Annotated in this window: 16 protein-coding genes; all 16 read left to right on the plus strand. The window is 48.5% G+C overall.

Annotation, left to right across the window (positions count from 1 at the left end; all coding sequences use genetic code 11):
- Positions 1-20: 20 nt before the first annotated feature.
- Positions 21-482 carry a chemotaxis protein CheW gene (locus J7E85_RS07370; RefSeq protein WP_098747019.1) on the plus strand — a complete coding sequence of 154 codons (462 nt, stop codon included), beginning with the start codon at positions 21-23 and terminating at the stop codon, positions 480-482.
- 36 nt (positions 483-518) lie between these two features.
- Positions 519-1,112: a chemotaxis protein CheC gene (locus J7E85_RS07375; RefSeq protein ID WP_251035541.1), complete on the plus strand. Its 594-nt coding sequence runs from the start codon at positions 519-521 to the stop codon at positions 1,110-1,112.
- Entirely contained in the window at positions 1,105-1,602 is a 498-nt protein-coding gene (locus J7E85_RS07380; RefSeq protein ID WP_215156481.1) for a chemotaxis protein CheD, read from the plus strand. Before J7E85_RS07375 ends, J7E85_RS07380 begins: the two co-directional genes overlap by 8 nt.
- Before the next feature lie 3 nt (positions 1,603-1,605).
- Positions 1,606-2,007 carry a hypothetical protein gene (locus J7E85_RS07385; protein ID WP_215156483.1) on the plus strand — a complete coding sequence of 134 codons (402 nt, stop codon included), beginning with the start codon at positions 1,606-1,608 and terminating at the stop codon, positions 2,005-2,007.
- A 15-nt stretch (positions 2,008-2,022) separates the two neighbouring features.
- Positions 2,023-2,811 (plus strand): FliA/WhiG family RNA polymerase sigma factor, encoded by a 789-nt coding sequence (locus J7E85_RS07390; RefSeq protein WP_071220103.1) that lies wholly within the window; start codon positions 2,023-2,025, stop codon positions 2,809-2,811.
- Between the two features lie 30 nt (positions 2,812-2,841).
- The gene (locus tag J7E85_RS07395) at positions 2,842-4,251 is read left to right on the plus strand and encodes a flagellar assembly protein A (RefSeq protein WP_076324972.1); all 1,410 of its coding nucleotides are present in this window, start codon (positions 2,842-2,844) and stop codon (positions 4,249-4,251) included.
- A gap of 58 nt (positions 4,252-4,309) precedes the next feature.
- On the plus strand, positions 4,310-4,621 hold the full coding sequence (locus tag J7E85_RS07400; protein WP_215156485.1) for a hypothetical protein: 312 nt from the start codon (positions 4,310-4,312) through the stop codon (positions 4,619-4,621).
- A gap of 25 nt (positions 4,622-4,646) precedes the next feature.
- Complete coding sequence (locus J7E85_RS07405; protein ID WP_215156487.1) at positions 4,647-5,192, plus strand: DUF6115 domain-containing protein; 546 nt, start codon at positions 4,647-4,649, stop codon at positions 5,190-5,192.
- Positions 5,189-5,785, plus strand: coding sequence for an endolytic transglycosylase MltG (locus tag J7E85_RS07410; RefSeq protein ID WP_215156489.1), 597 nt, complete (start codon positions 5,189-5,191; stop codon positions 5,783-5,785). Before J7E85_RS07405 ends, J7E85_RS07410 begins: the two co-directional genes overlap by 4 nt.
- 239 nt (positions 5,786-6,024) lie before the next feature.
- Positions 6,025-6,723: a 30S ribosomal protein S2 gene (rpsB, locus tag J7E85_RS07415; RefSeq protein ID WP_036642081.1), complete on the plus strand. Its 699-nt coding sequence runs from the start codon at positions 6,025-6,027 to the stop codon at positions 6,721-6,723.
- Between the two features lie 246 nt (positions 6,724-6,969).
- A complete protein-coding gene (gene tsf, locus J7E85_RS07420; RefSeq protein ID WP_076325251.1) occupies positions 6,970-7,620 on the plus strand; it encodes a translation elongation factor Ts in 651 nt (216 codons plus the stop codon).
- 297 nt (positions 7,621-7,917) lie between these two features.
- On the plus strand, positions 7,918-8,646 hold the full coding sequence (gene pyrH / locus J7E85_RS07425; protein WP_006211297.1) for a UMP kinase: 729 nt from the start codon (positions 7,918-7,920) through the stop codon (positions 8,644-8,646).
- Complete coding sequence (gene frr, locus J7E85_RS07430) at positions 8,646-9,200, plus strand: ribosome recycling factor (RefSeq protein ID WP_071220110.1); 555 nt, start codon at positions 8,646-8,648, stop codon at positions 9,198-9,200. Before pyrH ends, frr begins: the two co-directional genes overlap by 1 nt.
- Before the next feature lie 73 nt (positions 9,201-9,273).
- A complete protein-coding gene (locus J7E85_RS07435; protein WP_215156491.1) occupies positions 9,274-10,041 on the plus strand; it encodes an undecaprenyl pyrophosphate synthase in 768 nt (255 codons plus the stop codon).
- A 20-nt stretch (positions 10,042-10,061) separates the two neighbouring features.
- Positions 10,062-10,862: a phosphatidate cytidylyltransferase gene (locus tag J7E85_RS07440; protein WP_098747006.1), complete on the plus strand. Its 801-nt coding sequence runs from the start codon at positions 10,062-10,064 to the stop codon at positions 10,860-10,862.
- 17 nt (positions 10,863-10,879) lie between these two features.
- Complete coding sequence (locus J7E85_RS07445; RefSeq protein WP_215156493.1) at positions 10,880-12,019, plus strand: 1-deoxy-D-xylulose-5-phosphate reductoisomerase; 1,140 nt, start codon at positions 10,880-10,882, stop codon at positions 12,017-12,019.
- Positions 12,020-12,087: the final 68 nt, after the last annotated feature.

Below are 12,087 nucleotides of genomic sequence, written 5' to 3' on the forward strand. Positions count from 1 at the left end.
TTTTGAAGGAGGACTTATTCATGGGAGAAGAAATCAAGGTTATTGTCTTTAGACTTGGCGAGGAAGAATACGGCATCGAGGTAGACAAGGTTCAGACCATTGAGCGAATGATGCCCATTACGCGTGTTCCCAAGACCTATGCTTTCGTAAAAGGGGTTATTAATCTTCGCGGCGTCGTCATTCCTGTAATCAATCTGCGCGGCCGCTTTGGATTGGACGAGGTTGAAGCAACCGATCAAACGCGGGTTATCATTGTGGCGGTCAATGATATGCAGGTAGGCTTTATCGTGGATTCCGCAAGTGATGTCATCGATCTGAATACGGACAGCATTGACACTCCACCTGAGGTTGTCGGCGGAATTAAAGCAAAATATCTTCGCGGTGTCGCGAAGGTAGGAGAGGAGCGCCTTCTCGTCATGCTGAATCTGTCCGAAGTGCTGAACAAAAGTGAGATTATTCAGCTGGAAGGCCTTGAGGAGTAGACAGTGGAGCTGTTTAAGCATGGCAAGGAAATCAAAATGGATGTTTTGAAGGAAGTTGGAAACATCGGAGCGGGCAATGCGGCAACCGCCCTTTCCCGTTTGCTTAACAAACCGATTGATATGGCTGTTCCCAAAGTTCAACTCCTGCCTTTTGAACAGATTGCCGAAAGTGTAGGAGGGAGCGAACAACTCGTTCTTGCCGTATTTTTACGGGTAGAAGGCAGTGCGCCGGGAAATCTCTTCTTTATTATGAGCCCGGAAGCCGGGAAGAATTTGCTGCAGAATCTGGCGGGCTTTGAAGTGTCGGATGAGGAGCAATTCTCCGAGATGGAGCAGTCCGCATTATGCGAGATCGGAAATATATTGTCAGGCTCGTACTTATCGTCGCTCGCTGATTTGACCAATCTGTCCATGACACCTACGGTGCCTGCTCTCGCGATGGATATGGCAGGTGCCATCTTAAGTTATGGACTGCTGCAGTTCGGAGAAATGGGAGACGATGCCCTCTTAATCAACACGACGTTCCTAGAAGGGCAGAACGAGGTGGAAGGCCAGTTCTTCCTCATACCTGATCCACAATCATTTGCTCAAATTTTTGAAGCTTTAGGAGTGCCTTTAGAGCATGATTGAAGAACAAAGCATAGTGAAAGTAGCCATGGCGGATCTGAACGTCGCAGGTCCAAACGGTATTTTGCGTACAACGGGACTCGGCTCGTGCGTCGGACTGACGTTGTATGATCCGGTGACGAAGATTGGTGGAATGGCGCATGTGATGCTTCCAACTTCAGCGATTGCCAGAGAAGGGCAGCTAAACCTGGCAAAATATGCCGATACGGCTCTTCCGATCCTGCTGAACAAGATGAGGAATTTGGGTGCTTCCCCGGCACGTATGGTAGCCAAAATGGCGGGGGGAGCCCAAATGTTTGCTTTTGCCGGCTCCGGTGACACCATGCGCATCGGTCCTCGTAATGTGGAGTCCTGCAAGGCTGGGCTCGAGCAGATGGGGATAACGCTAATTGCTGAGGATACCGGAGGAAATTACGGAAGAACCGTTGAGTTGGACTGTGCAACGGGTAAGTTTACAATACGAAGCGTACAAAAGGGCATAAAGGAATTGTAGCTAATGGGAAAACTTCGTTTTTATCTGATGACTGGAATTGCCGGGTTTGTGTTCACATTTATTTTCTCCATACGTAACAATCTGTGGATGACTAGTATGTATCGGGCTCTCCTTGCATGTGCGATTTGGTTTCTTCTGGCGTTCCTGTTGAATTGGGTATTTGGTGCCATTACGGGTCCGCGAGCCACTGTTCAAGGGGACGCCGACACGCAGCGGGAGCAAGACCGAGGGACTGTTCTTGATTTATCCACGCCTGATGAGGATCGGGAATTGATGGATTTAATCCATTCCGAATCCAGCAGCAAAGAGAATGGAGACTTTGTACCGCTAAATCCTCCTAAGCTGGTTTCAACGAAAGAACCCGAAGAACTGGCCAAGGCCGTTCGTCACCTTACGGAAAAATAAGGAGGGTGAAGGCAATTGGACGAACGTAAAGCTTCTGTGCTAAACCATGCGGATTTATGGAGCGCATGGAAGGAAGATGGAGACCATGAAGCGAAGAAGAAACTAATCGAATATCATTTGCACATCGTTGACTATGTTTCAAGCCGTTTGGCCATCGGTCTTCCGAAGAACGTTTCTAAGGGAGATTTGGCCAGCAATGGGGTAATGGGTCTGATTGACGCCATCGAGAAGTTTGATTACAAACGAGGCCTGCAATTCGAAACCTATGCTTCTTGGCGTGTGCGTGGGGCTATTCTGGACTCGCTGCGCCAGGGGGACTGGGTGCCGCGCTCTGTCCGCGAGAAGGCGAAGAAGATTGAAACTGCATATCAGCAGTTGGAACAGAAGTATTTACGCAGCGTCAGTGATTCCGAGATGAGTGATTACCTTGACGTGACCGAGAAGGAATTCCGGCACATGCTGCAGGAAGTAGCGGTCATGACATTGACATCTCTGGAGGATCCGATCCGCGAGGAGGAGTCTGAGACCCGAATGTCGCTCCTGGTTGATGAGAAAGCGAAAAATCCGGATCACAAGGTCCATGAATTTTACCTGCGAGAAGCCCTGATGAAGGGTATCGGTAAATTAACCCCGAAAGAGCGGACCGTAGTTTCCTTATTATATTATGAGGATTTATCACTCAGCGAAATTGCTGAAGTGATGTCGCTATCACCTTCACGAATATCTCAGCTTCATTCCAAAGCGATTTTGAGACTTCGGGGCGCGCTCGATAAAGATCGGGATTTGCTGATGCAAAACGATTGACGCTTGCCATATATGAAGGGGGTTCCTGGATTGTCTGTAGATTATGCATTGGATCAGTACTTTAGCGTTACGCTATCGGATGACAAGGTCGTCGCCTATATACAGTTCACCAAATGGGAGAAGGATTTCTCTTGCTCTGTAGAAGCTCTTGAACAATTTCTGAGAAGTCACCAGATACGATATGGACTTCAACATGATACGTTGCGGCGAATCGCAGATCATGCGGAGGAATATCAATATAGTAGAACGCCGATTGCAATGGGAACGGAACCTATGCACGGACAGAACGGCAGAATCGAATTTACCGTTAATTTTGGGAATGAGACGAATCTGAAGCCGCTTGAGATCGAAGATGGCAAAGTGGATTATAAAGAAGTGATTCGTTTAAATAATGTAAAGAAGGGGCAGCTGCTTGCCACCCGAATCCCGCCAACCAAGGGAGTCCCCGGAACGGCGGTGACCGGAGAGGAGATTCCGAGCAAACCGGGAAAGGAAGCTCATTTCAAGGTTGGGAAGAACGTTGTGGTTAACGCCGAGAAAACCGCCATGTATGCTGCAATTGACGGACTCCTCACCAAAACCGAAAAGGGAAAAATCAATGTGTTTCCGGTATATGAGATTAACGGAGATGTTGATTACAGTATAGGTAATATCGACTTTGTCGGTACGGTGGTCATTCGCGGCAATGTGCTGACCGGATTCAGAATCAAGGCAGCAGGGGATATCCGAGTCACTGGCTTTGTGGAAGGAGCCGAGCTGGAAGCTGAAGGCTCGATCGATATATCCGGCGGGATCATCGGTTATAACAAGGGTTATGTCAAGGCGGGTCAGGATGTCAAAAGCTCGTTCATCCAGGATGGAAATGTCATAGCTGGCGCTAGCGTATTTGTCTCGCAGAGCATCATGCATTCCAATATCCGGGCGGTCCGGAATATCGAATGCAACGGTATGAAGGGCCTTGTGGTAGGCGGCATTTTGCAGGCGGGAGAAAAAGTGGTTGCCCGAACGATCGGAAACAGCATGTCGACAGCTACCGTAATTGAAGTTGGTGTTCTACCCGAGCTGCGGAATGAACTGTCAGATCTTAGAGCCCAATTGAAACAGTCATTGGAAAGTATGGATAAAACCGATAAAGCGCTTTATCTTCTGAATCAGTTAGCTTCCTCGGGTCAATTGTCGCCAGACAAGCTGGCGCTGCGAATCAAACTGAATGCCACCAAAAAATCAAACATGGCAGAACAATCCGATATTAAGGACCGAATGCTGGAAATCGAGAAGATGCTTGAGGATACCGGCAAAGCAAGAGTGAATGTGGTAAAGACGATCTACGGCGGTGCCAAAATTGTCATAGGGCGGTATACCCGCTTTGTTAAGGATCCCACGCAGCGGGTTTCTTTTTACTATCATGAAGGGGATATCACTATGGTACCGCTCTTGTAGGACAGAACAGACGTTTTAAATGCTTGTGGACATGATCCTATATCATGAGGTGATTCCATTGAGTTTGAAATCGGTTGAGATGCAAATTGCGGTACCCAGAACCAATGAAGCGGGGAAGATGCATAATGAATCCCAGCAGCGCCCGATGAATGATCAGACGCTGCTTGCGGGTGAGTTAACCAAGAACAGCCGTGCGGAAGCCCAGCGAAGCACAGAAGTGAGTGAGACGGCCGAAACAGCCGTGCGCGATGACGGGAGCCGCCAATCCTCTGGGCAGCAACAAGGCCGGGAAACGGCGGAATCGGGCGAGACAGTGGAGCAGCCGGCAGAGCATCCCTATAAAGGCAAAAATTTCGATGTTTCGCTCTAGATAATTTATAGGCACAAAGGAGTTAATGGATTTGAAACCATGGATATATATCGTGCTGCTTGGCATTGCCGCCGTGCTGTATGCTTTTATGCTGCCGAAACGCCGTGAAGAGGCCGTGTCCAGCGAGCGGGTTGTAAAAGAAGTGGAGAACACGCTTGAAGGATATATGGCGGAAATCCAGAACGAGAACGAACAGCTGGTGGAACTGGTTAGTCAGATGAAGAAAGAGCTTGATGCCAAGCAGCAAGCACATCAAGAGCAGGTCAATGATTTGCGGCAGCGCATGTTGGCCATGGAGCAGAAAATGACCGAATCGCAAACGCGTCTTCGAACAGCTGAAGAGAAGCTGGCGCAAACGACTGCGGCCGCTTTTTTGTCTGCTGGAGAGGCTGCAGCGGCTTCCGAAGCTGAGCCTGCACCACTTGTCCATTCCATCAAATCCAGATACGCGGAGCTCTTTGATCTATATGAACAAGGAAAGTCCATCGATATGATTGCCAAGACCACGGGTCTTCAGCGAGGCGAAGTTCAACTTATTATCCAGTTGGCCAAACAGGAGGAATCCGTGTGATCAAGAACCGTACATTTATGATGGGCCTGGGGAGCGGTCTCGTGATCGGCGCGGTGCTGCTTCAGCTGATGTGGATTGGTCAAGGCACAGCCGCATCGGAGACGCAGGAGTTAACGAAGGAGCAGCTGATGGCTGCAGCGGAAGCTTTGGATATGCAAGTCGTCGAAGGTTCGGACGAGCTGATGACGGCGGAGCAGTGGGAAGAGAAGAGGCTTGGTGAGTCCGAAGAAGGGGACGATCCTGCACAGAAGACGGGAACGGACAAGCCGGAAGCACCACAGCAGCCGGAGAAGCCTGAAGCGGGCGTGGATAAGAAACAGGAATCTACTCCCAAAGTGACGGATCCGGCGAAGCCAAAAACGCCAGCCAAAGCGGAAGCGCCTATTAAAGTGAATATTCCAGCTGGAAATAATCTCAGTAATGTGGCAAACAGTCTTTTGCGTGCGGGCGTTATTGATAACAAACAAGCATTCATTAATAAGGCAACCGAGAAAAAGATCAACACCATGATCCAAAGCGGTACATATTCGTTCACAGCAGGTGAGAGCTACAATTCGATCATAACCAAAATCACAGCAAAACCCTCCAACTAGCCCTTCGGTTGAGAGCGGTTTTTTTCTTTACAGGATCTGCTTGCAGCCGCTGATGGAATGGACCTGATCAAGTACACAAAAGACATTGCAACCTGCCCATGGTTATGTTATAGTAATTGACGGTGTTAAAACACACGCTAGAGTGATTTCGTTGAGGGTGCTTCCAGGATTGGGAGTCTTAATGAAAAATGATCTTGGCGGAGGGACACACAAAAACCAAACTTAGGAGGTGCGTGAAGATGGCAGTAATTTCCATGAAACAGCTTTTGGAAGCTGGCGTACACTTCGGTCACCAGACTCGTCGCTGGAACCCGAAAATGGATAAATTTATCTTCACTGAAAGAAACGGTATCTACATCATCGACCTGCAAAAAACGGTCAAGAAAGTTGAAGAAGCATTCAACTTCGTAAAAAACGTAGCTGGAGAGAACGGTACAATCCTGTTCGTCGGCACGAAAAAACAAGCTCAAGATTCCGTGAAGGAAGAAGCAGAGCGGTGCGGTATGTACTACATCAACCAACGTTGGCTCGGCGGAACTTTGACTAACTTCGAAACGATCCAAAAGCGTATTAACCGCTTGAAGCAGCTCGAAGCTTGGGAAGAGGACGGCACGTTCCAAGTATTGCCTAAGAAAGAGGTTATCCTTCTCCGCAAAGAGAAAGATCGTCTTGAGAAATTCTTGGGTGGTATCAAGAACATGAAGGGTCTTCCAAGCGCATTGTTCGTTATCGATCCTCGCAAAGAGCGTATCGCCGTAGCGGAGGCTCGCAAATTGGGTATCCCAATCGTTGGTATCGTTGATACGAACTGTGATCCGGATGAAATCGACTATGTAATCCCAGGTAACGATGACGCGATTCGCGCTGTTAAATTGTTGACTGGTAAAATGGCCGATGCTGTTGTTGAAGCTCACCAAGGCGAAGAAACAACTGCGTAATCAGGATTAAACGTATAAATCATGAATTAAATGAAAAGGGTGGTTGGTAGGTGTATAACCTCTCACTGCCCTTTTTTTAAGATGTTAGAACGGGTAACGTGCGAATAACATGTGGAATCCGGAGCCTGGCATCGCAGGGGAAGAACAACTACTTAACGCGGTCTGAATCTTGGAGAAAACAATCGTATGACGGTTTTCTTAAGGTTCAAACGCAAACTTCATCATACCAATTTGGAGGGAATTCTAATGGCAGTAACAGCTAGTGCGGTAAAAGAACTTCGCGAAAGAACAGGCGCGGGCATGCTGGATTGCAAAAAAGCGCTGGATGAAACAAATGGTGATATCGACAAAGCGGTCGCAGTACTTCGCGAAAAAGGTTTGTCTGCAGCAGCTAACAAAGCTGGACGTATTGCAACTGAAGGCGTTGTCGAGTCTTATATTCACGGCGGCGGACGAATCGGCGTTCTCGTTGAAATCAACTGTGAAACCGACTTCGTAGGTAAAACAGATCAATTCAAAGAGTTTGCTCGCGATATCGCCATGCATATTGCCGCTGCAAACCCTAAATATGTTCGTCGCGAAGAAGTGCCAACGGAAGAGCTTGAGAAAGAAAAAGAAATTTTGAAAAACCAAGCCCTGAACGAAGGCAAGCCTGAAAAAATCGTTGAAAAAATGGTTGAAGGCCGCATCAACAAATACTATGAAGAATATTGCTTGCTTGAGCAATCCTTCATTAAAGATCCTGACAAAACGATCAACACGCTGCTTAACGAAAAAATCAGCACGATCGGTGAGAACATCTCCATCCGTCGTTTTGCTCGTTTTGAATTGGGCGAAGGCTTGGAGAAAAAACAAGACAACTTCGTTGAAGAGGTTATGTCCCAGGTGAATAAATAAGCCGAATAGGCTAATATAAGTTATAGAAAAGAGTGGAACACACCTGTGTTCCTTCTTTTTTAAGAGATATAAAGGCATAAGAGAGATAAGATTGTTATAAATTCGGAGTAAAGGCACCCTTATCTCACAAGAAAGTATGGATTTAAGTCTTGATTAGACAACCAGAAGTTTCTACTTGAGACGGATGTGTTTACCCGATTTTTATAAACCGTCAAGCAGTGTGCCGGTGTGTCTGTCTGTCGTTTTTCAAACGGGCGTCGTATACTTAGGCGCCGTCTTAAAGTGGAGGGTTATCATTTGGAACAGCCTGTATATAAACGAGTGATATTGAAAGTCAGTGGGGAATCCCTTTCAGGGCAGAATGGATATGGTATTGATGCTGAGACGATCTCATCGATCGCTGAGCAGGTTCGTGAGGTTGTCGAGCTTGGTGTGGAGGTCGCGATCGTGTGCGGCGGCGGAAACATCTGGCGCGGTATCGCTGGCAGCGCGAACGGAATAGATCGTGCAACAGCAGATTATATGGGGATGTTGGCAACGGTGATGAACTCTTTGGCATTGCAAGATGCTTTGGAGCAGATCGATGTGCCGACTCGAGTGCAAACCTCTATCTCCATGCAGCAAATTGCAGAGCCGTATATTCGCCGTAGAGCCATTCGGCATTTGGAAAAAGGTCGTGTCGTTATTTTCGCGGCAGGAACAGGTAACCCCTACTTCTCCACCGATACGACTGCAGCGCTTCGCGCAGCGGAAATCGAAGCAGAAGTGATTCTCATGGCGAAGAACAAGGTGGACGGAGTGTACTCCGCTGATCCATTTAAGGATGAAACTGCCGAGAAGTACGAGCAGCTGACGTATCTAGACGTATTGAACAAAAACCTTGGGGTAATGGACTCTACAGCTTCATCGTTATGTATGGACAACAACATCCCGCTCATCGTCTTCGCTATTACGGAGCAAGGTAATATCAAGCGCGTCGTTCTGGGTGAGAAAATCGGAACGATCGTCAAAGGGAGTGTAGATTAATGCCGCAATCGGTGAAAAAGAATGCAGAAGAACGCATGGAAAAAGCGATCCTGTCTTTGAAGCGTGACCTGGCAACGCTGCGCGCAGGACGGGCAGCGCCAGCGCTACTCGACCGGATCACGGTGGAATACTACGGAGCACCAACCCCGCTGAATCAGCTGGCTAACATTAGCACGCCGGATTCCAGAACGCTCATGATCCAGCCTTGGGACAAGTCGTCCTTGGCCGATATCGAGAAAGCGATCATGAAATCGGATGTCGGATTGACGCCGGCGAATGATGGTAATCAAATTCGCCTCGTCGTACCTGCACTGACAGAAGAGCGCAGAACCGAGCTGGTGAAAATGACGAAGAAATTCGGCGAGGAAGCGAAAGTGGCCATCCGCAACATTCGCCGTGATGCCAACGACGACATCAAAAAATTGGAGAAAACAGATATTTCCGAGGACGAGTCTCGGAGACATCAGGAAGATATCCAAAAAGCGACGGATAAATTTATCGCAGAAGTCGACAAAGTCCTCGTTGCTAAAGAAAAAGAGATTATGGAAGTATAAGAGACTTGTGGCCCCTCCTGTCAATGGTGGGGTTTGTCTCTTTTTTTGCAGAAAGATGCCTGGAGGAAATGGAATGATCAAACGGGTTCGATCGTGGTTGAATCAGGAGGACAGTCAGCAGACGCATCAGCTCTCTCCGGACAACATCCCACATCATGTTGCCATCATTATGGATGGTAATGGACGCTGGGCGAAACGGCGCGGTATGCCGCGAATCGTTGGCCATCAGAATGGCATGAAGGCTGTCAAAAGAGCGGCCATTGCTGCCGATGATTTGGGAATCAAAATATTGACGATGTATGCTTTTTCGACAGAAAATTGGACGCGTCCGAAGGATGAGGTCGATTTTCTGATGAAGCTTCCGCAGGAGTTCCTGGCTATTGAGCTGGAGGAGCTGATCGAGAAAAATGTCCAGGTCCGCATGATGGGGCATCCGGAAGAACTTCCGTCCCATACCGTGTCTGCGATGGAAGAAGCAGTTGCGAAGACAGCCGGCAATGACGGGCTTGTGCTTAACTTTGCGCTCAATTACGGCAGCCGGAAAGAGATCACCGAAAGTGTCAAGGCGCTCGGACGAGATGTGCGAGACGGAATTCTTCGTCCTGAGGATATTACAGAGGAACTGATTGGCCAGCGGCTCCTCACAGGCGAATTGCCGGATCCGGATTTGCTGATCCGCACAAGCGGCGAGCTGCGGCTAAGTAATTTCATGCTGTGGCAGTTAGCGTATAGTGAGCTATGGTTTACGGATGCCTATTGGCCGGAGTTTACCAAAGATCATTTGGTGGAGGCCATAGCCGATTATCAACAAAGAACAAGGCGCTACGGTGGACTTTCGTAGCCGATGGAGGATGGAACGTTTTGAAACAGCGATTGATTACCGGAATTATAGCGGGAGCGGTCTTTTTAGGATTATGTTTCATAGGCGGTCTATGGTACCATCTTCTTATTCTGGCGATGGCGCTAATCGGTTATTATGAGTTTGTGCGCATGACCAATACGGCACCGTTCGGGGGAACGGCATGGATTGGGTACGCGGGGGTGCTGCTGCTTGTATTTCCATGGGGGCCGCTTAATTTGAATATTCAGATCCCGTGGGAACATGTACTTTGGCTCCTGCTGCTTTTATTTTTGCTGGCGACCGTAACGACGAAGAATGTAATTGATATCAAACGGGTTTCATTATTGTTTTTGGCATCAGCGTATATCGGAATCGGATTTTCCTTTATCGCCGAATCACGACATGCTCCTGATGGCCATGGCGTATTCTGGACTTTTCTGCTTCTGGCCTCGATCTGGGCAAGTGATGCGGGAGCGTATTTTGTTGGACGCGCCATGGGGCGCCATAAATTATGGCCTTCCATAAGCCCGAACAAAACGGTTGAGGGTGCGCTCGGCGGTGTGGTCATTGCCGTGTTCACATCACTGCTCTTTTCATTCTTCTCAGATGGATTCCTGACGGCTGGACAAGCGATTCTGATCGGACTTTCCTGCGCTGTTATCGGTCAACTCGGAGATTTGGTGCAATCCGCTTATAAACGGGTGTATGACATCAAGGATTCGGGCAAACTGCTGCCTGGCCATGGAGGGATACTGGATCGATGTGACAGTTGGATCGTCGTATTTCCGTTTGTACATATATTGAGTCTCTTGCCTTACTGAAGAAAGGAAAGATGTGCATGAAGAAGATCAGCGTACTCGGCTCCACGGGCTCCATAGGTACCCAGACCTTGGATGTCGTGAGGAAACACCGGGAACATTTTCAGATTGAGGGCCTTGCAGCAGGGAGCAATAAGGAAGTGCTGCTTCAGCAGGTCAAGGAGTTTTCTCCGCGTAAAGTGTCCGTTGCCACAAAAGAGCTTGCTGACAGCATCAGGCATGATCTTCCTGCCGGAACCGAAGTGTTCCATGGTCATGAAGGCTTGATCGAGATTGCGGCAGCGACCGATGCGGAAATGGTGATTACAGCGGTCGTTGGAAGCATGGGGCTGTCCTCTACGCTTGCAGCGATCGATGAGGGGAAGACAATCGGGCTTGCCAATAAGGAAACGTTGGTAACTGCAGGTCATCTGGTTACGGCTCGAGCGGCTGCAAAAGGGGTAAAACTCTTGCCGATTGATAGTGAGCATTCCGCCATATTCCAATGCCTCAACGGAGAGCGGCATGAAGATATTGAACGGATCACGCTGACGGCTTCCGGAGGCTCATTCCGGGATTATACCCGTGAACAACTGGTTAACGTTACGGTGGAGGATGCGCTTAAACATCCAAACTGGTCCATGGGTGCCAAAATCACGATTGATTCGGCCACCATGGTCAATAAAGGGCTTGAGGTGATGGAAGCCCACTGGTTGTATGGTATTCCTTATGATAATATTTCCGTGCTTCTTCATCCGGAAAGCATCATTCACTCTTTTGTGGAATTCCGTGATTCGAGTATCATTGCCCAGCTCGGCAACCCGGATATGCGGGTTCCGATTCAATATGCGCTGACTTATCCGGAACGGTGGTCTTCGCCTGCGCCAAGGCTATCTTTGGCAGAAGCGGGCAAGCTGCATTTCCGGGAGATGGACCTTGAACGTTTTCCTTGTTTAAGGCTTGCTTATGAATGTGGTAAAATGGGTGGGACAGCGCCAACGGTATTCAATGCTGCCAATGAAATTGCGGTCGCCCGGTTTCTCCGCGGCGAAATCTCTTTTCTGCGAATTGAAGAGATCATTGAGGAAGTGCTGCAAAGCCATCATGCTGTGCCGGAACCGGCACTGGAGACGATTGAAGAGAATGATCGAATCGCACGTGAATTAGCTTCCCGACTATAAGATTTGAAGTGATTTTGAAATCTCCCTTGAAAAAAAGCGGACAGCTTGTGATTCTCTTGTGGACGACA

Source organism: Paenibacillus sp. ISL-20 (assembly GCF_018613005.1).
Classification (GTDB): domain Bacteria; phylum Bacillota; class Bacilli; order Paenibacillales; family Paenibacillaceae; genus Paenibacillus_AQ.

Bases quoted from the DNA above. Each gene is read 5' to 3' on its own strand.
- tsf (WP_076325251.1), top strand. From the start codon at position 6,970: ATGGCAGTAACAGCTAGTGCGGTAAAAGAACTTCGCGAAAGAACAGGC.
- rpsB (WP_036642081.1), top strand. From the start codon at position 6,025: ATGGCAGTAATTTCCATGAAACAGCTTTTGGAAGCTGGCGTACACTTC.
- J7E85_RS07380 (WP_215156481.1), top strand. From the start codon at position 1,105: ATGATTGAAGAACAAAGCATAGTGAAAGTAGCCATGGCGGATCTGAAC.
- J7E85_RS07375 (WP_251035541.1), top strand. From the start codon at position 519: ATGGATGTTTTGAAGGAAGTTGGAAACATCGGAGCGGGCAATGCGGCA.
- J7E85_RS07370 (WP_098747019.1), top strand. From the start codon at position 21: ATGGGAGAAGAAATCAAGGTTATTGTCTTTAGACTTGGCGAGGAAGAA.
- J7E85_RS07385 (WP_215156483.1), top strand. From the start codon at position 1,606: ATGGGAAAACTTCGTTTTTATCTGATGACTGGAATTGCCGGGTTTGTG.
- J7E85_RS07445 (WP_215156493.1), top strand. From the start codon at position 10,880: ATGAAGAAGATCAGCGTACTCGGCTCCACGGGCTCCATAGGTACCCAG.
- J7E85_RS07435 (WP_215156491.1), top strand. From the start codon at position 9,274: ATGATCAAACGGGTTCGATCGTGGTTGAATCAGGAGGACAGTCAGCAG.
- J7E85_RS07405 (WP_215156487.1), top strand. From the start codon at position 4,647: ATGGATTTGAAACCATGGATATATATCGTGCTGCTTGGCATTGCCGCC.
- frr (WP_071220110.1), top strand. From the start codon at position 8,646: ATGCCGCAATCGGTGAAAAAGAATGCAGAAGAACGCATGGAAAAAGCG.